Below are 25476 nucleotides of genomic sequence, written 5' to 3' on the forward strand. Positions count from 1 at the left end.
CGTCAGTGCCACGGGCGGTAGTTCGGGTTGCTCTCGCAGTCGCTCATGATCTCGACCTTGGTCTTCTTGTCGACCGGGCAGACACCGATGATGTACTGCCGCTGGATCCCGCCCGGGAAGGCGACCTCGACCTGGTCGGCCCACTTGTGGGTGTCGCCGATGGTCTTGTTGACGTCCACACCGCCCGGGGCGTCGATGTAGTAGTTGTAGCCCGACTTGTACCAGGTCTTGTACAGGTCGTGGTCGTACGTCGTCGAGACGTACGGCGAGGGCTGGTTGACCAGGACGTACTTCTCGACGTCGTACTGGCCGTTCACGACGTCCTTGGGGGCGAAGCCCTGGTCGAAGACGATCGCGGGGCCCCGGCTGTCGCTGCGGTAGAGGGTGCCGCAGCTCGTGCGCCAGACCGGGTCCGGGGTGATGCGGTCGATGTCCACGCGCTGGTCGACGGCGGCCATCGCCGGGTCGGCGACGACGGGACAGGACGGCGCGGCGGCCCTGGCCGGGGCGTGCGTGCGGGTGTGGGCGGGGACGGTCGCGGCGGTCGTGGCGAGGACGGCCGCGAAGGACAGGACGGCGGCAGCGGTCCGCCGCCGCAGGTGAAGGGTGATCATGCGGGGCACGATTCCGGTTCCGCGGCGGCGGGCTGTGGATCATCACTCGTACGGGGGCGTGTCCAACTGACCGGATTTCAGTCGGTTTTGGGTCCGGTCAGCGGAAGATGCCCGTGTGGCCCAGCGAGTAGCGGCCCGGCTGCGGGTACACCGCGAGGCCGTGCGGGCCCCCGCCGACCTTGATCCGGGCGAGCTGGGTGCCGGTGCGGGTGTCGATGGCGTAGACCTCGGAGTTGTAGCGGCCGGAGAGCCACAGGACCTTGCCGTCGGCGGAGACGCCGCCCATGTCGGGGCTGCCGCCGTTGGGGAGGTGCCACTTCTTGGTGAGCTTGTTCTTCGTGAAGTCGAAGATGGAGATGGTGCCTTCGCCTCGGTTGGAGATGTACATCTCGCGCGAGTCCCGGCTGATGTAGAGGCCGTGGCAGCCCTTGCCGGTGGGCAGGAAGTCCGGCTTGGCGAAGGTGTCGCCGTTCAGGACCCACATGCCGTTGGCCATCATGTCGGCGATGTAGAACTTCTTGCCGTCCGGCGAGATCTTGACGTCCTGCGGCATCGAGCCGTGGAACGGCAGTTTCTGCTGCCCGACGACCTCCATCTTCTCGGTGTCGACCTTCAGCAGCTCACCGCTGAACTCGCAGGAGACGATGAAGTACCGCCCGTCCGGGGAGAAGTCGGCGTGGTTGACGCCGTAGCAGCCGACATGGACCGCCTTCACCGTCTTCATCGTGTGCGCGTCCCGGAACACCAGCTGCCGGTCCAGCGAGGCCATCACGATCGCGTACCTGCCGTTGGGCGTGAAGTACAGGTTGTACGGGTCGTGCACGTCAACAGGCTTGCCCGCACGGCCCGTTCGCGGGTCGATCGGGGTGAGGGTGTTGCCCCGGTCGTTGTTGACCCACAGCGTCTTCAAGTCCCAGGAGGGAACGACGTGTTGGGGCTGGACACCGACCGGGATGGTCTCGACGACCTTGTACGTCTTCGGGTCGATCACCGAGACGGAGTTGGAGTTGGTGTTGGGGACGTAGACCCGCGAGGGGAAGTCCCGGACCACCGGCGAGAGTTGGTCGGGCCGGTCGGCCGCGTACAGGTCCGCGGGGTTCAGCACCGGCGGCATTCCGGGCAGCGCCCGCGCGACCTGCGCCTTCTTCTCCTGCTGCGGCTGGAGGGCGGCCTTGGTGCCGAGGGCCTCGTCGGCGCGGTCCTGCGAACCGCAGCCGGCGAGGGCGGCCAGCGCGGCGAGGGCGGTCCCGGCGACGAGGGCGCGGGTGAGGGGGATGTGTCGCATCAGCTCAGCAGCTCCGTGGTCGTCACCGCGCGCAGTCCGCGGCGGTCGAGTTCTTCCAGTACGGCGGGGAGCGCGGCGACCGTGTCGGCGTACCCGAAATGCATGCTGACGACCGAGCCGTTGCGGACCTCGGCGAGCACCTTGCGGGTGACGGCGGGGGCGCCGGGCGAGGTGAAGTCGAGGGAGTCGACGTCGTAGGACAGCACGTGCGGGTAGCCCACGCGGTGGGCCAGGCGCTGGACGAGCGGGGACGCGGCCGGGGCGCGCGAGGGCCTGAACCAGGTGCCGATCGACCCGGTGAGCCGCTTGAGGCGGTCGGCGCAGCCGGTGATCTCGGCCAGCGCGTCGGTCTCGGACAGGGTGTTGACGGCGATGTGCCGCTGGGTGTGATTGCCCAGGTCGTGGCCGCCGTCGAGGATGCGGCGGGCCATCTCGGGGTGCGTGTCGAGCCAGGTCCCGACGGCGAGGACGGTGACATGGGCACCGTGCTTCTCCGCCTCGGCGAGGAGGGCGGTGGCGATCTTGGGGTCGCCCTGGCCGTGGAAGGTGAGCGCGATGCGGGGGTGGTCGCGGGGCCCGTGCGTGATCTGCGCGGGCTGCTGGGGGAAGGCGCGGGGGGCGGGTGCGGTGAGCGGCGTCGCCCTGGCGGCGGGCGCCGGTCCACCGGCGGAGGCATGGGTGGCGGCGGGAGCTGCGGCAGAGCCGGACGTGGCACACCCGGCAGCAAGCGCACCCCCGGCGACAAGCCCGGCACCCGCAAGCAACGCCGTACGGCGGTCGGTCGTGGTCACCCGCCCCATTTAAGGGGCGTTGAGTAAGAAACCGGGGCATTAACCCGTTTGGGCGACCGGCACGGGTCGCGCCAAGAATGAAGGCCAGGGACAGCGCCCGCAGCAATCAACCCCGGCCAGGCGCACCTCCCCAGGGGCGCGGGGAACTGCGCGACCAGCCACAGCGAGCCCGCAGACGACAAACAACCTGACCGGGCATCAACAACAACTCACTCAACGATCAGAGACACGCATCTCGAACCAGGTGGTCTTGCCACGCGGCAACAAATCCACACCCCACCGATCAGAAAGCTTGTCGACGAGGAACAACCCCCGCCCGCTCAGATCCATCTCCTGAACCGGCATCAGACACGGCAACCCACGCGACGGATCCCGAACCTCGACCCGAATCCACCCCCGCCGCCGCTTCATCCGCAGCCCGAACACCCGCGCCCCGGTATGCCGCACGGCATTCCCGACAAGCTCGGAGACAAGTAAGACCGCGTCCTCGGTGAGCTTCGGACTGAGCCCCCAGTGCCGCAGAACCACAATCTGGGTGAGCCGGCGGGCCGCCGCCGCGGACTCCGGCCGGGACGGCAACGGAACTTCCGCCTCCGTGGGATTGCCGAACAACTCGATCGCCTTGAGCGCCCGCTCGTCCTCGACCGCAGGCGACCAGCGCGCCGCGGTCGCACGGCCTTGTCCCCGCGGCTGTCCGATACCTTCCAGCCCCGCCATGCGTCCATCATGGCCGCCCCGAACGGCCTCCGTGGCGGTTCCGGAGGAATACGCCCCCCGGAAGCCCTCGTTCCGCGACATCCGATCGACATATGCCAGGGTCATTTCAGGGTCGGCGACAACCCTTCCGACCTGCGGTGAAGGCTCTGTTGGAGGCAATCGACAGGCTCCCTCGACAAGGCAGGCTTAAGGTCGGGTTAAGGTTCCCATAAACCGACTCGCCGAGGGACCTGTATGAGACATCACGTCAATTGCAAGTGGTTGAGCGGTATTTGACCCTCCGGTTCAGCGGAACTTCGCCTTCCCGGGACCCTCTTCGACGAAGCTCCGCATCCCGCGCTCACGGTCCTCGGTCGCGAACAGCCCGGCGAACCAGTTCCGTTCGACCGCGAGCCCGGTCTCGATGTCCGTCTCGAGCCCGACATCGATCGACTCCTTCGCCGCACGCAAAGCAATCGCCGGCCCCTGCGCGAGCTTAGACGCCCACGCGAACGCCTCGGTGTACACATCGGCGGCGGGGACCAACCGGTCCACCAGCCCCAACGCGAGCGCCTCATCGGCCTTCACCATCCGACCCGTGAAGATCAGATCCTTCGCCTTCGAGGGGCCGATCAGACGGGCCAGCCGCTGCGTCCCACCCGCACCCGGAATCAACCCGAGCAAAATCTCCGGCTGCCCCAACTTCGCGTTGTCCGCCGCGATCCGGAAGTCCGCGCACAACGCCAACTCACAACCCCCGCCCAACGCATAGCCCGTAATCGCAGCCACGACAGGCTTCGGAATACGAGCCACCGCACTGAACGAATCCTGCAGCGCCCGCGACCGCACGACCATCGCCGCATGGTCCATCCGCTGCATCTCCTTGATGTCCGCCCCCGCGGCGAACACCTTCTCCCCGCCGTACACGACCACGGCCCGGACGTCCTCGCGCCGCGTCGCCTCCTCGGCGAGTTCCTTGAGGCGGTCCTGGGTGGCGACGTCCAGCGCGTTCATCGGCGGGCGGTCGAGGCGGATCGTGCCGACGCCCTCGGCGACTTCGAGATTCACGGTCATGCCGGAAGGTTAACCGCCGCTAACGACAACGGGCCCGGTGCTGTGTGTCACAGCACCGGGCCCGGAGGTCAACTAGCCTGCTACGCCTTCCACTTGGCCCACGACATGTTCCAGCCGTTGAGCCCGTTGTCCGGCGCGACCGTCTCGTCGTCTGAGTGCTTGACGACGACCACGTCGCCGATCATCGAGTGGTTGTAGAACCACGCGGCCGGCACGCTGCTGCTGTAGCCGCCCTTGACGTCCCGGAGGCCGACGCAGCCGTGGCTGGCGTTGTAGTTGCCGAAGGCGCCGCCGCCCCAGTAGTTGCCGTGGATGAAGGTGCCGGAGCTGGTGAGGCGGATGGCGTGCGGGACGTCCTTGATGTCGTACTCGCCGCCGTAGCCGACCGTTTCACCGTTCATCCGGGTCACTTCGAGCTTCTCGCTCATGACCATCTGGCCGTTCCACGTGTCGTAGCCGGGCTTGCCGGTGGTGACCGGGATGGACTTGATGGTCTTGCCGTCCTGGGTGACCTTCATGGTGTGCTTCTTGGCGTCGACCACGGAGACCTGGTTGCGGCCGATGGTGAAGGAGATCGTCTTGGCCTGCTTGCCGTAGACGCCCGGGCGGCCCTCGACGCCGTCGAGGTTCAGCTTGACGGTGACCTTGGTGCCGGACTTCCAGTAGTTCTCGGGGCGGAAGTCGAGGCGGTCGTTGCCGAACCAGTGGCCCTCGACGTCGACGGGCGGCACGGTGGTGATGGTGATGGCCTTCTTCACGTCGTCGGGGTGTGTGATGCCCCGGGTGAAGTTGACCGAGAACGGCATTCCGACGCCGACCGTGGAGCCGTTCTCCGGGGTGAAGTCGCCGATGAACGTGTTCTTCGGGGTCAGCGTGGTGAAGCTGGAGTCCTCGGCGGCGACCCGGCCGTCGGAGTCCTTGGCGACCGCGTGCACGGTGTACTTGGTGGCGGCGGCCAGGTGCGTGGCCGGCGTCCAGCTGGCGCCGCCGCCGGTGATGGCGCCGGAGACCTTCGCGCCGTCGGCGTCCTTGACCTCGACCTGGGTCAACTTGCCCTTCGCGGCACTGATCTTGAGGGCGCCGCTGGTGTCGACCGCCTTCGAGCCGTTCTTCGGGGCGATGGTGACGACCGCCTGCGACTGCTTGGTCTCGGCCGTGTCCGACCCCTTGGCCTTGCTGTCGCTGGAGCCGGACCCGGAGTTCGAGTCGCCGCCTCCGCACGCGGTGACGGCGAGCAGCAGTACGCCGAGGATCAGCGCCAGCAGCCCCTTGTTTCTCCGGCCGCGCGCGTCAACCGACGCCCCCGATATCGGTCGCACGTTCAAGACTTTCTCCCCTCGCAGGGCCCGGTCAGGCCCGCACCCCTTCGCGCATCTGACGTGCACGTCCGCGCATATTAACCGCCAGGTTTTGAGCTTCATGTCAGCCGAATGTCACCATTCGGTCGCAACTTCAACTGCCGCCTGACACAGGCTCCGCGAACCGTCTCCGCTCACGTGGGGGCACCGCTCTCCGGTCACTTCAGGGCACTGCCCGCCTTCCACTCCTTCCAACCCATGTTCCATCCGCCGAGGCCGTTGTCCGGAGCGACCTGTTTGTCGTTGCTGTGCACGACCTCGACGACGTCCCCGATGAGGCTGCGGTCGAAGAACCAGCCGGCCGGGGTGTCCGATCCGCCGCCCTTCACGTCCCGCAGTCCCACGCACCCGTGGCTGACGTTGACGTGCCCGGGGGCGTTCGGCGCCCAGTAGTTGCCGTGCAGGAAGGTGCCGGAGTCGGTGAGCTTCATGGCGTGCGGGACGTCGGGGATGTCGTACTCACCGCCGAAGCCGACCGTGCGGCTGTTCATGCGGGTCACCTCCAGCATCTCCATGACCACCATCTTCCCGTTGTACGTGGTCTTCCCGGGGGCGCCCGCGGTGATCGGGACGGTGGCCAACAGGTCGCCGTCGCGCCGCACTTCCATGGTGTGTTTCGCGGCGTCGACGAGGGAGACCTGGCTGCGGCCGACGGTGAAGGAGAACGTCTTGTACTGGAGGCCGTAGACGCCGGGGGCGCCTTCCACGTCACGCAGGCGGAGGGAGACGGTGACCTGGGTGCCGGGTTTCCAGTAGGCCTCGGGGCGGAAGTCGAGGCGGGTCCTGCCGAACCAGTGCGGGCGGATCTCGACGGCCGGTTTCGCGGTGATGTGGATCGCGCGCTCGACGGCGGCCCGGTTCTCGATGTCCCGGCTGAAGCCGAGGGAGACGATCATCCCGGTGCCGACGGTGGCGCGGTTCTCGGGGGTGACGTAGCCGATGAACCGTTCGTCGGGGACGAAGGTCGTGAACGTGGTGTGCCGGGCGGAGCGGTGGCCGTCGCCGTCGAGGGCGACCGCGTCCACGGTGTACTCGGCGGCGAGCGCGAGCCGCGGGTCATCGGGGCGCCAGCGCAGTCCATCGTCGGTGATGCGGCCGGGGACGGGGGTGTCCTGCGCGTCCTGCGACTTCACCACCTGCACGGACTCCAGGCGTCCGCTGGGCACCCGGACTTCGAGCCGGCGGCCGGGTCTGACGCCCTTGCTGGCGTCGTCGGGCGAGATCCGGATCACATCCTCGGGCGCCGGTGCCTTGCCGAAGATCTCGCCGATACCGCCCCCGCCCGACCCGTCCGAAGTACAGCCGGTGGCTCCGGCCAGCAGTCCTGCCCATGTCAGTACGGCGGCCAGAGCGACCCCTGCGCGCCGCGCGCGCCCTTGTGCATGCCTCACGGGGTGCCCAACGAGCGGGCCCGCTCCGGGGAAACGTGAGTGCGACCCAAGCTCTGGGCAGAACAGTGGGGAGAACGACATGACAGGCACACGCGGCCGGGACGCCAACTGCCCTTCACCACGTCGTTCCATGAGCCGCGGGAGGCCGTACGGTGTCGAGCGCAGCCGAGCAGGAGGCCGTGCAGGAGGAGGGCGTCGACGACGGCGTGCCTATGGAGCGATCCGTCGACGAGGCGGCCATACCGGCGCCACGCGCCGCACCCGTGCTGAACGGCGCCCCGCACACGGGACCGCCCCTGCCGGTGTGGCCCGGGGCGCCGATGCCGTTGGGGGCGCGGTACCGGGTCGGTCCCGACGGAGTGGCGGGCACCAACTTCGCGCTGTGGGCGGGGGGTGCGGAGGCGGTCGAGCTGTGTCTGTTCGACCCGGACGGCGTGGAGACGCGCGCCCCGCTGACCGAGCTGACGCACGAGATCTGGCACGGCTTCCTGCCGGGCGTCATGCCGGGACAGCGCTACGGCTTCCGGGTGCACGGCCGCTGGGACCCGTGGACCGGCGCCCGCTGGAACCCGGCGAAGCTGCTCCTCGACCCGTACGCGCGGGCGGTGGACGGCGAGTTCGGGCTGCCGCCCGAGGTGTACGCGCATGTCCGTGACTGGCCGCAGCAGCAGGTCGCGGACACCGTGCGCGACGACCGCGACTCCGCGCCCCACGTCCCGAAGGGCGTCGTCGTGCACGACGACACCACCGACGACGAGTGGATGGACGACCGCCGCCCGAAGACACCGTGGGCGGACTCGGTGATCTACGAGGTCCACGTGGGCGGCTTCACCAAGCTGCACCCCGGGATACCGGAGGAACTCCGGGGCACCTACGCCGGGTTGGCGCACCCGGCGGCGATCGAGCACCTGGTGAAGCTGGGCGTGACGGCCGTGGAGCTGCTGCCCGTCCACCAGTTCGCGCACGAGGACCATCTGCTGCGCCGGGGCCTGAAGAACTACTGGGGCTACAACTCGATCGGCTACTTCGCCCCGCACGCGGGCTACGCGGCGACCGGCACGGCGGGCCAGCAGGTCGGCGAGTTCAAGCGGATGGTGCGGGCGCTGCACGAGGCCGGGATCGAGGTCATCCTCGACGTCGTCTACAACCACACCGCCGAAGCGGGCGAGTTGGGGCCGATGCTGTCGTTGAAGGGCATCGACAACCGCGGCTACTACCGCCTCCAGAGCGACGCCCGCCGCTACACGGACTACACCGGCTGCGGCAACACCCTGCACGTCGTCCAGCCGCACGTGCTCCGCCTCATCACCGACTCCCTGCGCTACTGGGTCACCGAGATGGGCGTCGACGGCTTCCGCTTCGACCTCGCGGCGGCCCTGGCCCGCTCGATGCACGACGTCGACATGCTCTCCCCGTTCCTCGCGGTGATCGCCCAGGATCCGGTGCTGCGACGGGTGAAGCTGATCGCCGAGCCGTGGGACGTGGGCTCGGGCGGCTATCAGGTGGGCGCGTTCCCGCCCCTGTGGACGGAGTGGAACGACCGCTATCGCAACGCCGTCCGAGACTTCTGGCGGGGCGCGCTGCCGGACGTGCGGGACCTCGGGTACCGGCTGTCGGGGTCGAGCGACCTGTACGCGTGGGGAGGGCGCCGCCCGTACGCCTCGGTCAACTTCATCACGGCGCACGACGGTTTCACCCTGCGGGACCTGGTGTCCTACGAGCGAAAGCACAACGAGGCCAACGGCGAGGGCAATCGGGACGGGACGGACGACAACCGCTCCTGGAACTGCGGGGTCGAGGGCGAGACGGACGACGAGCGCGTGAAGGCGCTGCGGCGACGGCAGTTGAGGAACCTCCTCACCACCCTGCTGCTGTCCACCGGCGTGCCGATGCTGGTCGCCGGTGATGAGCTGGGGCGGACGCAGCGGGGCAGCAACAACGCCTACTGCCAGGACAACGAGATCAGTTGGGTGGACTGGGGGCTGCAGGAGGACCCCGGCTGGCGGGCGTTGACGGATCTCACCGCCCGGCTGATCGACCTGCGCCACCGCCACCCGGTGCTGCGCCGGCGGGCGTTCTTCTCCGGGCGGGCCCGATCGGCGGACGGCATAAGGGACTTGGCGTGGTTCACCGCGCGCGGCACGGAGATGACGGAACGGGACTGGTACGCGCCCGCCGCCACCCTCGGCATGTATCTCTCGGGCCGGGACATCCCCGGCCGCGACGAACGCGGCGCCCCCATCCTCGACGACAGCTTCCTCGCCGTGCTGCACGCCGGTGACCGGCCGGTGGGCTTCGTGCTGCCGGGGCCGCCGTGGGCGGAGCGGTACGAGGTGGTCGTCGACACGTCACGGGAGGAGCAGGAGGAGGCGCCGGGGGTCGTGCACCGGGCGGGGGCGGCGATCACGGTTCCGGCGCGGGCGGTGCTGCTGCTGAAGGTGATCGGCTGAGGGACGGGGTCGCGGGTCCAGGGCGCGCGCTTCACCGACGCGTACACGCCTTCTCCCTCGCCCGTCCTAGCCGAGGATGCCCCGGTCGTAGGCGACGGCGACGGCCGCCGCGCGGTCCTTGACGCCCAACTTGCCGTACAGATGGGTGAGATGGGTCTTGACGGTGGCCTCGCTGATGAACAGCTCGCGGGCGATCTCGCGGTTGGAGGTGCCCTTGGCGACCAGGGCGAGGACCTCTCGTTCGCGGGCGGAGAGCGGTTCGTTGCCCGGGGTCTGCGGGGCGCGGACGGCGGAGACCAGGCGGGAGGCGACGGCGGGTGAGAGGACCGTGCGGCCCTCCGCCGCCGCGCGGACGGCGGTGAACAGCTCGTCGCGCGGGGCGTCCTTCAGCAGATAGCCGGTCGCGCCGGCCTCGATCGCGGGGAGCGTGTCGGAGTCGGTGTCGTACGTCGTCAGGACGAGCACCTTCGCGCGGGCGGCGCGGCGGGTCAGCTCGCGGATGGCGTCGACGCCCGCGCCGCCCGGCATGCGCAGGTCCATCAGGATCACGTCCGGGTCGAGGTCGGCGGCCCGCTCCACGGCCTCGACCCCGTTGGCCGCCTCCCCCAGGACACGGAAGCCGGGCGCGGACTCGAACATGCCGCGCAGACCGTCCCGTACGACGGGATGGTCGTCGACGATCAGCAGGGAGATCAGCAACTCGTCACTCATGGCGGACCAACGGTACGCGAGCCGACAGGGCCGTGCCGTGTCCGGGCTCGGCCTCGATCGTCAGGGAGCCCGCGATGCGTTCGGCGCGGGCGCGCATGCCGTCGAGGCCGAAGCCGCCGGTGCGGGTGCGTTCGGGGAGGGCGAGCGGGTCGAAGCCCCGGCCGTCGTCGCGGATGTCGAGGATGACCTCCTCGCCGAGGAAGGAGAGGGTCACGCCGACGCGGGTGGCGCGGGCGTGGCGGGCCGCGTTCGACAGGGCCTCCTGGGCGATGCGCAGCAGGGTCGCGGAGACCTCGTCGTGGAGCTGCTCGGTGGTGCCGGTGACGGTGAACTCGGCGCGGACGGAGGTGCGTTCGCCCCACTCCGCGACCGTGTTCTTCAGCGCCTCGGGCAGTCCGTCGTGTTCCAGGGCGACGGGCGCGAGGTTCTGCACCGAGCGGCGGGCCTCGCCGAGGCTGTGCCGGGCGAGGGTGGAGGCGCGTTCGAGGTGGGTGCGGGCCGTCGTCAAGTCGGGTGCGCTGGCTACGACTTGGAGCTGGGCGATGATGCCGGTGAGGCCCTGGGCGATGGTGTCGTGGATCTCGGCGGCGAGCCGCCGGCGTTCGTCGGCGACCCCGGCCTCCCTTGCCTGGACGAGGAGTTGGGCGTGCAGGGCGGCGTTCTCGTCGAGGGCCTGCTGCAGGGCGGTGTTGGTGCGTTCGAGTTCGGTGATGGTCTCGTTGCGCTCGTGGGAGCGCAGCGACTCCTGCTCGGTGAGATGCGCGATGGCCATCTGCAGACCGGAGTTGGCGGCCACCAGCGCCGCGAACAGGATCCACTGGATCCCGCTCCCGAAGGGCATCCCGCCCGCCTGCGCACCGGCCACGGTGACGGCGCTCGCGAACAGCCCGATCCGCTGCCCCACCTTCCCCGGGATCAGTTCGTCGGCGTCCATGAAACCGGAGGCGGCGTAGAACGCGAAGAACGGGTCGATCCAGGTGAGGGCGAAGGCGATGCCCCAGCGGACGACGTAGTACACGGCCCCCGCCCGCGACGGGACCCGGCCGTGGCCGGGGAGGCGGGAGCGGGTGCCGTGCCAGCACAGCTGGAGGACGAGCGCGGCACCGGCCAGGGACCAGCCGGTCCACCACTGGACGGAGGTGTGGTCGAAAAGCCCTGAGGAGGCGACCGCGAGGACGACACTGACACCGAGCAGCCCGTACGGTCCCCAGGTGTGCAGCTGCTCCCAGCGCCGGTCGATCTGCTTGTCCCTCGTGGTCATCTCCCCAGTCTGCACGGCCGTTCCCCCTACTCCCAGCGGAACCAGCGCGAGGCGCCGGCGGTCAGCAGGACGGTCCACGCCAGCATCACGCCCAGGTGCGTCCAGCCCGGCCAGTTCCCGGCCGCGGCCCGGTTCAGGGCCTCGGCGGCGGCGCCGAACGGGGTGTAGCCGACGATGCGGGCCATGACGTCCGGCATGGAGTTCACCGGGATCCACACGCCCGCGCAGAACATCATCGGGAAGAACACCGCCGACCCGATCGCACCGGCGATCTTCGTGGTCCGGGACAGCGCCGAGACCACCGCGCCCAGGGCGAGCGCGGCCAGGACCGCGAGGAGCAGGGCGAGGAGATAGCCGCCGGGCTGCTTCGGCAGCCGTACGCCGAAGGCGAGGCGGCCGACGATCAGCGCGCACAGGGCGGAGGCCAGGGCCGCCGCGCCGTAGACGACCATCTGCGCGGCGAGCAGGGCAGTCGGGCGGACCGGGGTCGCGGACATACGGCGCAGGATGCCGCGTTCGCGGTAGCCGGTGAGGTTCTGCGGCATCGACTGGAGCGCGCCGACGATCATGCCGAGCAGGACGGCGACCGGGACGTACACGTCGACCGTGCGCAGCCCCCCGAGGTCGGCCTGATGGTGCCGGAAGCCCGGGATGGACCCCAGGATCACCAGCAGCAGGGTGGGGAACAGCAAGATCCAGAAGAGCGCGCCCGGTTCACGGCGGAAGAGCCTCAACTCGGTGCGCAGCACGGCGGTGTTCATGCGGTGACCTCCGTCAGGTCCAGGAACGCGTCGTCCAACGTGGCGTCGGACACGCGGAGTTGGTGGGCGGTGATGTGGTTGCGCGCGAGCAGCGTGATGACCGCATTGACGGTCTCGTCCGAGCCGGAGAGCGTGATCCGGCCGTCCTTGCGGGCCACGGAGGTCAGCGCGGGAAGCACGTTCAGATCACCGTCGTCCAGCGGCGCGGAGGGTGTGAAGCTGATGACGGTGGAGCCCGCCGAGCGCCGGATCAGCCCGTCCGGGGTGTCCAGGGCGGCCACCCGCCCCTTGTCGATCACGGCGATGCGGTCGCACAGCCGCTGCGCCTCCTCCATGAAGTGCGTGACCAGCAGCACGGTGACCCCGCCGGCCCGCACGTCCTCGATCAGCTGCCAGGTGTCCCGGCGGGCGCGCGGGTCGAGCCCGGTGGTCAGCTCGTCGAGGACGACGACCCGGGGGTTGCCGATCAGCGCGAGCGCGATGAACAGACGCTGCTTCTGGCCGCCGGACAGCTTCGCGAAGCGGGTGGTCAACTTCGCGGTCAGGCCCAGGCGTTCGGCCAGCGGCCGCCAGTCGGCGGGGTGCGGATAGAACGACGCGTACAGCTCCAGCGCCTCACGGACGGTCAGCTTGGCCTGGAGTTCGCTCTCCTGCAATTGGGCGCCGAGGACCCGGGCGACCTCTTCGTGGTCGGCCACCGGGTCGAGTCCGGTGACCCGGACCCGGCCCGCGTCGGGGACCCGCAGGCCCTCGACGCATTCGACGGTGGTGGTCTTGCCCGCGCCGTTCGGGCCGAGGATCCCGAAGATCTCGCCCTCCTCGACGGCGAAGGACACCCCGTCCACGACGGCCCGGCCGCCGTAGGACTTCCGTAGTGCGCTGACTTCGATGACTGGTGTGGCTGGCATGTACCGAGGGTCCCGCCGGCGCCGGGTCCGCCACATCGCCCATCGCGCTCGAAGGGACATCAACCGATCGGTTGATGCGTGCCTACGACTCCCCTGGCCACGCGGCTACGACCCCCGGGGCACCCAGGTCGTAGGACCATCGTCCGATCCGGGTCCGGCCAAAACCCGGTGGGCACTGTCAGTGCCGATCCGTAGGCTCGCCCGTGATGTCCACGACGCGTGCAACCACCGAGAAACGATCCGCCCTCCGTACCCTCGCGCGGCTCTGGCCCTACGTCCGGCCGGTGCGGGTACGGCTGTTCGGCGCGGCCGGGGTCGCCGTCGTCGCGTCCTGTACGGGACTGGTGTTCCCGCTCGTCCTGAAGTGGATGGTGGACGGCCCGGTCGCCGACCGGGACGCGGCGGGCGTATGGCTGGGGGCGCTGTACCTGCTGCTGCTCGGCATCGCGGAGGCGGGCCTGTTCGGGCTGCGGCGCTGGCTGGTCGCACGGCCGCTGTCCCATGTCGAGGCGGAGATGCGGGCGGACCTGTACCGCCACCTGCAGCGGCTGCCGGTCTCCTTCCACGACAGATGGGCCTCCGGCCAGCTCCTCTCCCGGGGCACCACGGACCTCATGCTGCTCCGCATGTTCCTCGCCTTCCCCCTGACGTTCCTGCTGGTCAACGCCGTGACGATCCTGGCGGGCGTGATCATCATGCTGCTCCAGGACTGGACCCTCGGCCTGGTGATCCTGGGTCCCGCGATCCCGGTGATCGTCACCTGCGTGATCTTCGAGCAGCGGTACGCGCGCGTGGCCCGGCTCGCGCAGGACCAGGTCGGCGACCTGACGACGGTCGTCGAGGAGAGCGTCCTCGGCATCCGCATCATCAAGGGCTTCGGCCGCCACCGCACCCAGGCCCGAGCCTTCCGCGACCTCTCCCTCACCCTGCGCGGCACGGAACTCCACAAGGCCCGACTCCTCGCCACCATCTGGGGCGTCATCGTCACCCTCCCCGAACTGGCCCTGGGGGCGACCCTGGTCCTGGGCACCGTCCAGGTAGCGGACGGCGACCTCTCGGCAGGCACACTCGTGGCCTTCCTGTCGACGGCACTCGCCCTCCGCTGGCCGGTCGAGTCGATCGGCTTCCTCCTGGCCATGAGCCAGGAGGCGGCAACGGCTACGGAACGCTACTTCGAGGTGATGGACGAAGCACGGGAGGAGGAAACGCTTTTCAGGGGCGCGGGGAACGGCGCGACCAGCCCCCACGAACCCGCACCCGACCACGACGGCATCCGCTTCACCAACGTCACCTTCCGCTACCCGGACGCCCCACCGGACTCCCCGCCCACCCTCGACACCATCGACCTCCACATCAGACCCGGCGAATCCATGGCCCTGGTAGGAGCCACCGGCACCGGCAAAACCACCCTCACCGCCCTCGTCCCCCGCCTCCACGAGGTCACCTCGGGACGGATCACCCTGGACGGCGAGGACATCACCGCCATGCCAAGAGATTCGCTGCGCGCCCTCGTCGCCGTGGCCTTCGAGGAACCCACGTTGTTCTCGGCCACGGTCGGGGAGAACGTCCTCATGGGAGCCGAAGAAGCCGCAGGAGAAGCGGAGTTGGACCGTGCACTGGCCGTCGCCCAGGCCGACTTCGTGCACACCCTCCCCCAGGGCACGGACACCCAGGTGGGCGAACAGGGCCTCAGCCTCTCCGGCGGCCAACGCCAACGCCTCGCCCTGGCAAGGGCGGTGGTGGGCAACCCCCGCTTTTTGGTCCTGGACGACCCGCTCTCCGCACTGGACGTCCACACCGAGGCGGCCGTCGAGGCCGCCCTGCGCCAAGTCCTCGCCGACACGACGGCGTTGATCGTGGCCCACCGCCCGTCCACGGTCCTCCTGGCCGACCGCGTGGCCCTCCTGTCGGACGGCCGCATCACGGCGGTGGGCACCCACCAGGAACTCCTGCGGACGAACGCGGAGTACGCGCACCTCATGTCCGGCGCCGACCACCAGGGGGACGAACGATGACCGCGGCCACCACCTCCGCCCCTACCACCGGCGGCGACGACACCCCGGAACCCCCGCGCCCGCCGGCCACCGCGGGCGACCCCTTCGACCACGACGTCCTGCCCACGCTCCCGGGCGCGACCGGCGCGCTCCTGCGCTCCCTGCTCGCCCCGATGAAGGCACGGGTCACCGTCACGACCCTCCTCCTGCTGCTGCAACAGGCGGCCGTACAGGTGGGTCCTCTCCTCGTGGCGTACGCCATCGACCGCGCGGTCCCGGCGTTCCGGAACGACGACCACGGCCCGCTGATCGCCGTAGGAGCGGGTTATCTGCTCTGCGCGCTGCTCTCGGGCGGACTCCAGTACGCCTTCATCGGCGCCTCCGCCCGTGTCAACCAGGACGTGCTGCTCGAACTGCGCGGCCGGATCTTCCGGCACGCGCAGGCGCTCAGCATCGACTTCCACGAGCGGTACACGTCCGGGCGGCTCATCTCCCGTTCCACCACGGACATCGAGGCCCTGCGCGAACTCCTCAGCGAGGGGCTCCAGGAGCTGATCACGGTCATCCTGTCGTTCGTGTACATCTCGGCGATGCTGCTCTGGCTGGACCTGGGCCTCGGCGCGGTCGCGGTGGCGTCCTTCGTGCCGCTGTACCTGCTGGTGCGGGTCTACCAGCGGCGCGCGGTGCGGGTGTACGCGGTCCGGTCCACGGCCATCGCACGCGTGATCGTGAAGTTCGTCGAGACGATGAACGGCATCCGCCCGGTCCGCGCGTTCCGCCGCGAGGCCGTCAACGACGCGGACTTCCAGGTCCTCAACCAGCAGCACGAGCGCTCCAACGGCGACGCCCTGCTGGAGATGGCCCGCTACGTCACCGGCTCCCGCCTGGTCGCCAACACGGCCGTCGCGGCGATCGTCCTGTGGGGTTCCTTCCGCGTCTCGGACGGCTCGCTGGAGCTGGGCGTACTGGCCGCCGCGGTCCTGTATCTGCGGCGGCTCTACGACCCCATCGACCGGCTCGGCATGTTCCTCAACTCGTACCAGTCGGCGGCGGCCTCCCTGGAGAAGATCGCGGGCCTGCTGGCCCAGACCCCGTCGGTTCCCGAACCCTCAACACCCGTCCAGCTCCCCGGACTTGAGACGGACCAGCCCGGCCGTGAGGTCGTCTTCGACGGCGTCCGCTTCGCCTACCGCACCGGCGGCGAGGTCCTGCCCGTCTTCGACCTGACCCTCCCGGCCGGCCAGACGGTCGCCGTCGTCGGCTCGACCGGCGCGGGCAAGTCCACCCTGGCCAAGCTGCTCGCCCGTTTCTACGACCCCTCGGAGGGGCGGGTGCTGCTCGACGGGGTCGACCTGCGCGAGCTGTCCGGGCCCGAACTGCGGCGCGGGGTGGTGATGGTGACGCAGGAGGCGTTCCTGTTCTCCGGCACGGTCGCCGAGAACATCGCGATCGGCCGGCCGGACGCGCCCCGTGAGGAGATCGAGCGGGCCGCGAAGGCGATCGGCGCGCACGACTTCATCAGCGCGCTGCCCGACGGCTACGACACGGACGTACGCAAACGGGGTGGCCGTATCTCGGCGGGGCAGCGCCAACTCGTGGCGTTCGCGCGGGCGTTGCTCGCCGACCCGGCGGTCCTGATCCTGGACGAGGCGACGAGTTCGCTGGACGTGCCCGGCGAACAGGCGGTGCAGCGGGCCATGTCGACGGTTCTGCGCGGCCGTACGGCGGTCGTGATCGCCCACCGGCTCTCCACGGTCGAGATCGCGGACCGGGTGCTGGTCATGGAGCACGGGCGGGTGGTCGAGGACGGCGTCCCGGCCGACCTGATCGCGGGGACGGGGCGCTTCGCGGACCTGCACCGGGCGTGGCGGGACAGCCTGGCGTAAGCGGGGTTGTTTTTGACCGCCGGCCGGTGGGGGCTGGTCGCGCAGTTCCTCGCGCCGTGTCTTTCAAGGGGCGCGGGGAACTGCGCGACCAGCCACGACGCACCGCAAGCCGCACACGCGACCTCACCCCCACACTCCCCCGCTTGCTAAGCGGAACCCCGTTCCGTATCGTTACCGGAACAAGGTTCCACTTACGCGACCCCGGAGGACCCGGTCATGCACTACCGCACTCTCGGCCGCACCGGCGTGCAGGTCAGCTCCCTCGCGCTCGGTGCGATGAACTTCGGCAGGATCGGCCGCACGGACCAGGACGAGGTCACGGCCATCGTCGACGCCGCGCTCGTGGGCGGGGTCAACCTCATCGACACCGCGGACGCGTACAGCGGCGGCGAGTCCGAGGAACTGCTCGGCAAGGCCATCGCCGGCCGCCGCGACGACATCGTGCTGGCGACGAAGGCGAGCCTGCCGATGGGCGAGGAGCGCAACCACCAGGGCGGCTCGCGCCGCTGGCTGGTCACCGAGCTGGACAACAGCCTGCGCAGGCTCGGCGTGGACCACGTCGACCTCTACCAGATCCACCGCTGGGACCCCCGCACCAGCGACGAGGAGACCCTGTCCGCGCTGACCGACCTCCAACGCGCGGGAAAGATCCGCTACTTCGGCTCCTCCACCTTCCCCGCCCACCGCATCGTCCAGGCGCAGTGGGCCGCCCGCGAACACCACCTGAGCCGTTACGTCACCGAGCAGCCGAGCTACTCGATCCTCCAGCGCGGCATCGAGACCCACGTCCTGCCGGTGACGGAGGAGTACGGCCTCGGCGTCCTGGCCTGGAGCCCGCTCGCCTCCGGCTGGCTGTCCGGCGCGATCCGCGAGGGCCGCTCCATCACGACCAGCCGCTCGACGTTCATGCCCCAGCGCTACGACACGACCGTCCCCGCCAACCGGGCCAAGCTGGACGCCGTCGAGCAGCTGGCGAAGGTCGCCGACGAGGCCGGCCTCACGCTGATCCAGCTCGCGCTGGGCTTCGTCACCGCGCACCCCGGCGTGACCAGCGCGCTCATCGGCCCCCGCACCCTGGACCACCTGCACAGCCAGCTCGCCGCCGCGGACACCGTGCTCCCCGCCGACGTACTGGACGCGATCGACGGCATCGTCGCCCCCGGCACCGACCTCGCCGCCCACGAGAAGAACGACACCCCGCCCGCCCTCCTCGACCCGGCCCTGCGCCGCCGCTGAGCCCACCGGAACGGAACCACGACGATGTCCGACTCACCCCGCGCGATCGTGTCCGTGAAACCGGTGACCCTCTCGGCCCCCGACCGGGGCGAGGACCTCCAGGTCCGCGTCTCCGCCCCCGTGACCGGCGGCGACCTGCCCGTCCTCGTCTTCTCCCACGGCTACGGCTGGTCGATGAACGGCTACGCCCCGCTGGCGGACCACTGGGCCGCACAGGGCTTCATGGTCATCCAGCCGACCCACCTGGACTCACGAACGCTCGCCATCCCGCCCGAGGACCCCCGCTTCCCCCGGATCTGGCGCTTCCGCGTGGCGGACCTCAAGCGCGTACTGGATGAACTCGACGTCCTGGAGGCCTCCGTACCGGGCCTCGCGGGCCGCGTCGACCACGACCGGATCGCCGTGGCCGGCCACTCCTGGGGAGCCCAGACGGCCGGCACGCTCCTCGGTGCCCGCGTCCTCGACCCCGACGGCGTGCCCGGCGAGGACCTGTCCGATCCTCGCGTCAAGGCGGGCGTCCTGCTCGCCCTGACCGGCCTGGGCGACTCCCTGACCCCGTTCGCCGCCGAGCAACTCCCCTTCATGCGGCCGTCGTTCGCCACGATGACCACCCCGGCCCTCATCGTCGCCGGAGACCACGACGACTCCCCGCTCTCCACCCGGGGCCCCGACTGGTTCACCGACCCGTACACCTGCAGCCCCGGCGACAAGACCCTGCTCACCCTCTTCGACGCGGAACACTCGCTGGGCGGCATCCCCGGCTACGAGGTCGCCGAGACGACGGACGAAAGCCCGGCCCGCGTGGCCCTGCTCCAGCAGCTCACCACGGCGTTCCTGCGCAGCGCACTGCATCCCGGACGCACCGACTGGCGGACGGCGGTCACCGCGCTGGACCAAGCCCCCAGCCCCCTGGGCAAGGTGGAGAGCAAGTAGCGCGGGTGCTCCTCGGCGCGAACACGGCCGCCGACGACACCGGCACGTCCACCCCCACCCCGGCGCCTTGGCGTGCGGGCGCCCGATATTCGATGGGCAACCGCGCTCACGCTCGGTAATCTTCGTTGCCTCCAACCACCCCCGGACCGCTTACGGCTGCCTGCCCCCGCTCGGCAGCCCGGGCAGGAGGCACATGATCGACGCGTACGAGGATCCCGGGACTCCCGACTGTCGGGGCGGCTGGCGTTTTCTGTGGTGGCTGGTGCGGCGGCAGCCGGGGCGCGCGGTGTCCGGGGCGCTGCTGTCGAGCGTGTGGATGGTGCTGATGGCGGCGGCGCCGTATCTGATGTCCCGCGCGGTCGACGACGGCCTGGTGCCGGGGCGCATGGGTCCGCTGGCCTGGTGGACCGGGGCGTTGTTCGTGGTCGGCGCGGTCAACTCGTGGCTGAGCATCATGCGCCACCGCACGATGACCCGGGTCCGGATCGACGCCAACTTCCGCACGGTCAAGCTGATCGTCGGCCAGTCGGTCCGGCTGGGCGCGGTGCTCCAGCGCCGGGCGCGCGCCGGTGAGGTGATCACCACCGGCGTCGGCGACGTGTGGACGATCGCCCAGTCCCTGACCGTCGTGGGCCCCGGCTTCGGTGCCCTCGTCGTCTACGGCGTGGTCGCGGGCGTGCTGCTGTCGATCTCGGGTCCGCTGGCCGCCGTGGTGCTGCTGGGTGTGCCGGTGATCGCGCTGCTCGCGGGGCCGTTGACGCTGCGGCTGCAGAGCGTGGAGACGGAGTACCGGGAGCGGCAGAGCGTGCTGACCGCGCGCATCGGCGATCTCGCGGGTGGCCTGCGGGTCCTCAACGGCCTTGGCGGCAAGGGGCTGTTCGCGGACGCGTTCCGCGGTGACTCGCAGCGACTGCGGGCGCAGGGGTACCGGGTGGGCGCGGTGGCGAGCTGGGTGCAGGCGATCGGGGTCGGGCTGCCGACGCTGTTCCTCGCCGTGGTGACCTGGCTCGCGGCCCGCCTCGCGGCCCAAGGACAGTTGAGCATCGGCGAGTTGGTCGCGGTGTACGGCTATGTCGCGGTGCTGATCGGGCCGGTGGCCTTCTTCATCCAGATGGTCTACGAGCTGAGCCGGGGCGTGGTGGCCGCGCGCCGGGTCGTGGCACTGCTGCGGCTCGAACCGGCTGCGGACAGCGGGGAGTTGGACGCGCCCGCCGAGCCGGCCGTGCTGCACGACCCCGATTCGGGGGTGCGGGTGGTGCCGGGGCGGCTGACCGCGCTGGTGGGGGCGCGGCCGGGGGACGCGCTGGCCGTGGTGGACCGGCTCGGGCGGTACGCGCCGTCGGTGGCGACCTGGGGCGAGGTGCGGCTCGACGCGATTCCGCTGGACCAGGTGCGGGCGCGGATCCTGGTCGCCGACAACGAGGCGGACCTGTTCGCCGGGCCGCTGACGGAGGTGGTGTCCGGGCGGCGGTCGCGGCCGGCGGAGGCGGTGGCGCGGGCCGTGCACGCGTCGGCCGCCGACGACATCGTGCAGGGGCTGCCGGAGGGTCTCGACTCGGCGGTGGCCGCGCAGGGCCGGAGTCTGTCCGGGGGGCAGCGCCAACGGGTGCGGCTGGTGAGGGCGTTGCTCGCCGAGCCGGAGGTGCTGCTCGCGGTGGAGCCGACGTCGGCGCTCGACGCGCACACGGAGGCGGCGGTCGCGCGGCGGCTGCACGCGGAGCGGTCGGGCCGTACGACGGTGGTGACGACGACGTCCCCGCTGGTCCTCGACCACGCGGACACCGTGCACTACCTGGTCGACGGCAAGGTCGCGGCCAGCGGCGGCCATCGCCGGCTGCTGGCGGAGGAACCCGGCTACCGCGCGCTGGTGGCCCGGGACGCGGACGCGGAGGAGGTCGTACGGTGACGAAGGACAATGGTCAACTGCCGGTCGCGGAACCGGCGGACGTGCGGCGGGCCGCGCTGCGGCTGGTGCGGGCGGACCGGCGGGCCTTCGCCGTCGTGCTGGTGGTGAACGCGCTCGCGGCCGGGGCCGGACTGGCCGGGCCGTGGCTGCTCGGACGGATCGTGGACGAGGTGCGGGCCGGGGCCGGGGTGAGCGTCGTGGACCGGCTGGCGCTGGTCATCGTGGTGTGCGCGCTGGCCCAGTTGCTGCTGGCGCGGTGGGCGCGGTACGTGGGGCACCGGTTCGGGGAGCGGACGCTGGCCCGGGTCCGGGAGGACTTCGTGGACCGGGCGCTGGCGCTGCCCGCGTCGGTCGTGGAGCGGGCCGGGACGGGTGACCTGACCGCGCGCGGCACGGCGGACGTGGCGATCGTGGGGACGACCCTGCGCGATGTGGGGCCGGAGCTGCTGGTCAACTCGGTGCAGGCGCTGTTCGTGATGGGCGCGGTGTTCGTGCTGGACCCGCTGCTCGGGCTGTTCGGGGTGCTGGGGCTGACGCCGGTGTGGTTCGCGCTGCGCTGGTATCTGCGCCGGGCCAGGGACGGTTATCTCGCGGAGGGCACGGCCAATTCGGAGGTCGCCGAGATCCTGACGGCGACCGTGGCGGGGGCTCGTACGGTGGAGGCGTTCCGGCTTCAGGAGCGCCGGGTGACCGCGAGCCGGGACACCCTGCGGACGGCGTTGCGGACCCGGTTGTACACGCTGTTCCTGCGGACGGTGTTCTTCCCTGCGGTCGAGGTGTCGTACACGATCCCGGTGGCGGGTGTGCTGCTCGTCGGGGGCTGGCTGCACGGGCGCGGGGCGGTCGGCGTGGGCGCGGTGGTCGCGGCGGCGCTGTATCTGCGGCAGTTCACCGAGCCGCTGGACCAGATCCTGATGCGGATCGAGCAACTCCAGAGCAGCGGGGCCTCGTTCGCGCGGGTGGAGGGGCTGGCCGCGGCGCCCCGCGCGGAGGGCGACGGCGATGCCCCGGCCCCGGCGGACGACCGGATCGACGTGACCGGTGTGCGGTACGCGTACGAGCGCGGCGGCGAGGTGCTGCACGGTGTGGACCTGACCGTGCGGCCGGGTGAGCGGCTCGCGGTGGTCGGTCCGTCCGGTGCCGGGAAGACCACGCTGAGCCGTCTGTTGGCGGGGGTGGACGCGCCGACCGAGGGCACGGTGACCGTGGGCGGGGTGCCGGTCTCGGGTCTCGCGCCGGAGACGCTGCGCCGCCAGGTGGTGCTGGTGACCCAGGAGCACCACGTGTTCCTGGGTTCGGTCCGCGACAACCTCCTGATCGCCGAACCGGCCGCCACGGACGAGGAGTTGTGGGCCGCGTTGGCGGCGGTCGGCGCGGAGGAGTGGGTGCGGGAGCTGCCGGACGGTCTCAACACCCGCCTGGGCGCGGACGGTCGGGCGACGGACGGCTCGCAGGCTCAGCAACTCGCGCTGGCGCGTGTCGTGTTGGCCGACCCGCACACCCTGATCCTGGACGAGGCGACGGCACTGCTGGATCCGGCCACCGCCCGGCACACCGAGCGCGCCCTGGCCGCCGTGCTCGAGGGCCGTACCGTCATCGCCATCGCGCACCGTCTGCACACCGCCCACGACGCGGACCGGGTGGCGGTCATGGAGAACGGCCTCCTGACCGAACTCGGCCCGCACGACGAGTTGGTGGCGGCCGAGGGGGCGTACGCGGCACTGTGGAACTCGTGGCACGGGGACCCGCCGGCCCGCCCTTAGCCACCACTAGTTCGTATAGCGAACATGAACATCCGGACAACGAACGAATTCCGGCCAAGTTCCTGACGCGCTCCTGACAGAAAGCGCGGGCTGCTGCCACTCTTCCCTCTGGCGCTTCACAGCAACCCCACAGTTTCACCCCAGTGATCACTGTGATCCCTGTGATCTCCCCAGGTCGCGCGATCCGCGACCGTCTCGAAGGAGTCAGTGTTGAGAAGCAATTCCTCGCGCAGACGCACCTCCCACATAGTCGCCGCAGCCGGCGTCACCGCTCTGCTCGCCGTGGCCGTCCAGGCCGGGGCGACCTCCTCCGCCGCTCCGGCCAAACCCCTTGCGAGCAAGGGGAATCCGGCGCACATGGCGCTCTCGCTCTCCCCCTCGCAGCGCGCCGAGCTGATCCGCGACGCCGACACGGCGCGGGCCGCGACCGCCAAGGACATCGGCCTCGGCGCCAAGGAGGCGCTCGTCGCGCGTGACGCCATCAAGGACGCCGACGGCACCGTCCACACCCGCTACGAGCGCACCTACGGCGGACTCCCCGTCCTCGGCGGCGACCTGATCGTCGACACCGCCAAGTCCGGTGCCACCGAGCGTGTCGTCAAGGCGACGAACGCCACCATCGCGGTCGCCGACCTCACCCCGAGCGTCACGACCGGCGCCGCCGAGAAGCAGGCCGTCTCCCGCGCCAAGGCCCTCGGCTCCACCAAGTCGGCCGCGGACTCCGCCCGCAAGGTGATCTGGGCGGCGAGCGGCAAGCCCGTCCTCGCCTACGAGACCGTCGTCGGCGGCCTCCAGGACGACGGCACCCCGAACGAACTCCACGTCATCACCGACGCGGCCACCGGCAAGAAGCTCTACGAGTACCAGGGCATCGAGAACGCCACCGGCACCGGCAACACCCAGTACAGCGGCTCGGTCCCGCTGACCACCACCCAGTCGGGGTCGAACTACACCCTGACCGACGGCGACCGCGGCGGCCACAAGACGTACAACCTGAACCACGGGACGTCCGGCACCGGCACGCTGTTCTCGCAGACCAGCAACACCTGGGGCAACGGCACCACGTCGAACGCGGCGACGGCCGGCGCCGACGCGCACTACGGCGCCGCCGAGACGTGGGACTTCTACAAGAACACGTTCGGCCGCACCGGGATCAAGAACAACGGCGTCGGCGCCTACTCCCGTGTCCACTACGGGAATTCGTACGTCAACGCGTTCTGGGACGACAGCTGCTTCTGCATGACGTACGGCGACGGCTCCGGCAACGCGGACCCGCTGACGGCCCTCGACGTCGCGGGGCACGAAATGAGCCACGGCGTCACCTCCAACACCGCCGGGCTCAACTACTCCGGTGAGTCGGGCGGGTTGAACGAGGCGACCTCCGACATCTTCGGCACCGGCGTCGAGTTCTACGCCAACAACTCGACCGACGTGGGCGACTACCTCATCGGCGAGAAGATCGACATCAACGGCGACGGCACGCCGCTGCGTTACATGGACAAGCCGAGCAAGGACGGCGGCTCCGCGGACAGCTGGTACTCGGGTGTCGGCAACCTCGACGTGCACTACTCGTCGGGCATCGCCAACCACTTCTTCTACCTGCTGAGCGAGGGCAGCGGCGCCAAGGTCATCAACGGCGTCAGCTACAACTCGCCCACCTCGGACGGGCTTCCGGTCACCGGCATCGGCCGGGACAAGGCCCTGCAGATCTGGTACCGCGCGCTCACCACGAAGTTCACGTCCACCACCAACTACGCGGCGGCCCGCACCGGGACCCTCGCGGCGGCCGGTGAGCTGTACGGGACGACGGGCGCCGAGTACAAGGCCGTGCAGGACGCGTGGGCGGCCGTCGCGGTCGGTGCGCGCTCCGGTGGCGGCGGCGGTGGCGGCACGTCGTTCGAGAACACCACCGACGTGTCGATCCCGGACAACGGGCCGGCCGTCACCTCGTCGGTCACCGTGTCCGGGCGGACGGGCAACGCCCCGTCGAACCTCTCGGTCTCGGTCGACATCGTGCACACCTGGCGCGGTGACCTGGTGATCGACCTGGTCGCCCCGGACGGATCGACGTACCGCCTGAAGAACTCCAGCTCGTCCGACTCGGCGGACAACGTGCAGGCGACCTACACGGTCAACGCGTCCTCCGAAGTCGCCAACGGCGTATGGAAGTTGAAGGTCCAGGACGTGGCCGCACAGGACACCGGCTACATCAACAGCTGGAAGCTTACGTTCCCGTAAAATCCAGCCGTCCACTTCAGGCCGCACGAACCAGTCGCCGCCCCGGGGTTTCAACTCCGGGGCGGCGTTCTGTTATGGGCGTTTACATTGCAGCAACGTTCACCGGACAGTCGATTTTGAGCCAACATCACTTTGGGGTCCTGACATGTACGCGCCCCTGATGCCACTCTTCCCTCACGCCGCTTCAGCACAGCCAATTCACAACCCGCTCCGGTCAGTA

19 protein-coding genes are annotated in these 25476 nt (G+C 70.4%); 8 read left to right on the top strand and 11 right to left on the bottom strand.

The genetic code is table 11. The features are described 5' to 3' along the window. Positions 1-2: 2 nt before the first annotated feature. The 7 genes from OHT77_RS14075 to OHT77_RS14105 all read right to left on the bottom strand — a co-directional run bounded on the left by OHT77_RS14075 (position 3) and on the right by OHT77_RS14105 (position 7209). Positions 3-614 (bottom strand): ADP-ribosyltransferase, encoded by a 612-nt coding sequence (locus OHT77_RS14075; protein ID WP_328828709.1) that lies wholly within the window; start codon positions 612-614, stop codon positions 3-5. Positions 615-711: 97 nt separating this feature from the next. After that, a complete protein-coding gene (locus tag OHT77_RS14080; protein ID WP_328828710.1) occupies positions 712-1899 on the bottom strand; it encodes a YncE family protein in 1188 nt (395 codons plus the stop codon). Beyond that, positions 1899-2699 (bottom strand): polysaccharide deacetylase family protein, encoded by an 801-nt coding sequence (locus OHT77_RS14085; protein WP_328828712.1) that lies wholly within the window; start codon positions 2697-2699, stop codon positions 1899-1901. The genes OHT77_RS14080 and OHT77_RS14085 overlap by 1 nt, the downstream gene beginning before the upstream one ends. A 204-nt stretch (positions 2700-2903) precedes the next feature. After that, the gene (locus OHT77_RS14090; protein WP_323185436.1) at positions 2904-3407 is read right to left on the bottom strand and encodes an ATP-binding protein; all 504 of its coding nucleotides are present in this window, start codon (positions 3405-3407) and stop codon (positions 2904-2906) included. A 285-nt stretch (positions 3408-3692) separates the two neighbouring features. Continuing rightward, entirely contained in the window at positions 3693-4460 is a 768-nt protein-coding gene (locus OHT77_RS14095; protein WP_328828714.1) for an enoyl-CoA hydratase/isomerase family protein, read from the bottom strand. Between the two features lie 80 nt (positions 4461-4540). Continuing rightward, entirely contained in the window at positions 4541-5785 is a 1245-nt protein-coding gene (locus tag OHT77_RS14100; RefSeq protein ID WP_328828715.1) for a L,D-transpeptidase, read from the bottom strand. Positions 5786-5976: 191 nt separating this feature from the next. Beyond that, positions 5977-7209: a L,D-transpeptidase gene (locus OHT77_RS14105; protein ID WP_328828716.1), complete on the bottom strand. Its 1233-nt coding sequence runs from the start codon at positions 7207-7209 to the stop codon at positions 5977-5979. A gap of 152 nt (positions 7210-7361) precedes the next feature. Here OHT77_RS14105 and glgX point away from each other — a divergent pair, with 152 nt between their 5' ends. Then, a complete protein-coding gene (gene glgX, locus OHT77_RS14110) occupies positions 7362-9659 on the top strand; it encodes a glycogen debranching protein GlgX (protein ID WP_328828718.1) in 2298 nt (765 codons plus the stop codon). Positions 9660-9725: 66 nt separating this feature from the next. On the opposite strand, the gene OHT77_RS14115 is transcribed toward glgX, so the two are convergent. The 4 genes from OHT77_RS14115 to OHT77_RS14130 are packed head-to-tail and all read right to left on the bottom strand — an operon-like array spanning position 9726 to position 13300. After that, positions 9726-10370 carry a response regulator gene (locus tag OHT77_RS14115; RefSeq protein WP_266772723.1) on the bottom strand — a complete coding sequence of 215 codons (645 nt, stop codon included), beginning with the start codon at positions 10368-10370 and terminating at the stop codon, positions 9726-9728. Beyond that, positions 10363-11631, bottom strand: coding sequence for a sensor histidine kinase (locus OHT77_RS14120; RefSeq protein ID WP_328828720.1), 1269 nt, complete (start codon positions 11629-11631; stop codon positions 10363-10365). Before OHT77_RS14120 ends, OHT77_RS14115 begins: the two co-directional genes overlap by 8 nt. Before the next feature lie 26 nt (positions 11632-11657). Next, the gene (locus OHT77_RS14125; RefSeq protein WP_328828722.1) at positions 11658-12392 is read right to left on the bottom strand and encodes an ABC transporter permease; all 735 of its coding nucleotides are present in this window, start codon (positions 12390-12392) and stop codon (positions 11658-11660) included. Then, a complete protein-coding gene (locus OHT77_RS14130) occupies positions 12389-13300 on the bottom strand; it encodes an ABC transporter ATP-binding protein (RefSeq protein ID WP_266772720.1) in 912 nt (303 codons plus the stop codon). Before OHT77_RS14130 ends, OHT77_RS14125 begins: the two co-directional genes overlap by 4 nt. Positions 13301-13506: 206 nt before the next feature. Here OHT77_RS14130 and OHT77_RS14135 point away from each other — a divergent pair, with 206 nt between their 5' ends. The 7 genes from OHT77_RS14135 to OHT77_RS14165 all read left to right on the top strand — a co-directional run bounded on the left by OHT77_RS14135 (position 13507) and on the right by OHT77_RS14165 (position 25256). After that, complete coding sequence (locus tag OHT77_RS14135; protein ID WP_328828724.1) at positions 13507-15315, top strand: ABC transporter ATP-binding protein; 1809 nt, start codon at positions 13507-13509, stop codon at positions 15313-15315. Then, the gene (locus OHT77_RS14140) at positions 15312-17180 is read left to right on the top strand and encodes an ABC transporter ATP-binding protein (protein ID WP_328828725.1); all 1869 of its coding nucleotides are present in this window, start codon (positions 15312-15314) and stop codon (positions 17178-17180) included. The genes OHT77_RS14135 and OHT77_RS14140 overlap by 4 nt, the downstream gene beginning before the upstream one ends. A 216-nt stretch (positions 17181-17396) precedes the next feature. Then, entirely contained in the window at positions 17397-18416 is a 1020-nt protein-coding gene (locus OHT77_RS14145; protein WP_328828727.1) for an aldo/keto reductase, read from the top strand. A gap of 24 nt (positions 18417-18440) precedes the next feature. Continuing rightward, positions 18441-19349, top strand: coding sequence for an alpha/beta hydrolase family protein (locus tag OHT77_RS14150; protein WP_328828728.1), 909 nt, complete (start codon positions 18441-18443; stop codon positions 19347-19349). Positions 19350-19542: 193 nt separating this feature from the next. Beyond that, a complete protein-coding gene (locus OHT77_RS14155) occupies positions 19543-21255 on the top strand; it encodes an ABC transporter ATP-binding protein (protein WP_328828729.1) in 1713 nt (570 codons plus the stop codon). Beyond that, positions 21252-23018 carry an ABC transporter ATP-binding protein gene (locus OHT77_RS14160; protein WP_328828731.1) on the top strand — a complete coding sequence of 589 codons (1767 nt, stop codon included), beginning with the start codon at positions 21252-21254 and terminating at the stop codon, positions 23016-23018. The genes OHT77_RS14155 and OHT77_RS14160 overlap by 4 nt, the downstream gene beginning before the upstream one ends. Before the next feature lie 210 nt (positions 23019-23228). Next, a complete protein-coding gene (locus tag OHT77_RS14165) occupies positions 23229-25256 on the top strand; it encodes a M4 family metallopeptidase (RefSeq protein ID WP_328828732.1) in 2028 nt (675 codons plus the stop codon). Positions 25257-25476: the final 220 nt, after the last annotated feature.

Origin of the sequence: Streptomyces sp. NBC_00252, from assembly GCF_036187565.1 — a bacterium.
In the GTDB taxonomy this organism is placed as follows: Bacteria; Actinomycetota; Actinomycetes; order Streptomycetales; family Streptomycetaceae; genus Streptomyces.

Excerpts from the sequence above, each read along its gene's own strand:
- OHT77_RS14075 (WP_328828709.1), bottom strand. The coding sequence starts at position 614 with ATGATCACCCTTCACCTGCGGCGGCGGACCGCTGCCGCCGTCCTGTCC.
- OHT77_RS14080 (WP_328828710.1), bottom strand. The coding sequence starts at position 1,899 with ATGCGACACATCCCCCTCACCCGCGCCCTCGTCGCCGGGACCGCCCTC.
- OHT77_RS14085 (WP_328828712.1), bottom strand. The coding sequence starts at position 2,699 with ATGGGGCGGGTGACCACGACCGACCGCCGTACGGCGTTGCTTGCGGGT.
- OHT77_RS14090 (WP_323185436.1), bottom strand. The coding sequence starts at position 3,407 with ATGGCGGGGCTGGAAGGTATCGGACAGCCGCGGGGACAAGGCCGTGCG.
- OHT77_RS14095 (WP_328828714.1), bottom strand. The coding sequence starts at position 4,460 with ATGACCGTGAATCTCGAAGTCGCCGAGGGCGTCGGCACGATCCGCCTC.
- OHT77_RS14115 (WP_266772723.1), bottom strand. The coding sequence starts at position 10,370 with ATGAGTGACGAGTTGCTGATCTCCCTGCTGATCGTCGACGACCATCCC.
- OHT77_RS14120 (WP_328828720.1), bottom strand. The coding sequence starts at position 11,631 with ATGACCACGAGGGACAAGCAGATCGACCGGCGCTGGGAGCAGCTGCAC.
- OHT77_RS14125 (WP_328828722.1), bottom strand. The coding sequence starts at position 12,392 with ATGAACACCGCCGTGCTGCGCACCGAGTTGAGGCTCTTCCGCCGTGAA.
- OHT77_RS14130 (WP_266772720.1), bottom strand. The coding sequence starts at position 13,300 with ATGCCAGCCACACCAGTCATCGAAGTCAGCGCACTACGGAAGTCCTAC.
- OHT77_RS14135 (WP_328828724.1), top strand. The coding sequence starts at position 13,507 with ATGTCCACGACGCGTGCAACCACCGAGAAACGATCCGCCCTCCGTACC.
- OHT77_RS14140 (WP_328828725.1), top strand. The coding sequence starts at position 15,312 with ATGACCGCGGCCACCACCTCCGCCCCTACCACCGGCGGCGACGACACC.
- OHT77_RS14145 (WP_328828727.1), top strand. The coding sequence starts at position 17,397 with ATGCACTACCGCACTCTCGGCCGCACCGGCGTGCAGGTCAGCTCCCTC.
- OHT77_RS14150 (WP_328828728.1), top strand. The coding sequence starts at position 18,441 with ATGTCCGACTCACCCCGCGCGATCGTGTCCGTGAAACCGGTGACCCTC.
- OHT77_RS14155 (WP_328828729.1), top strand. The coding sequence starts at position 19,543 with ATGATCGACGCGTACGAGGATCCCGGGACTCCCGACTGTCGGGGCGGC.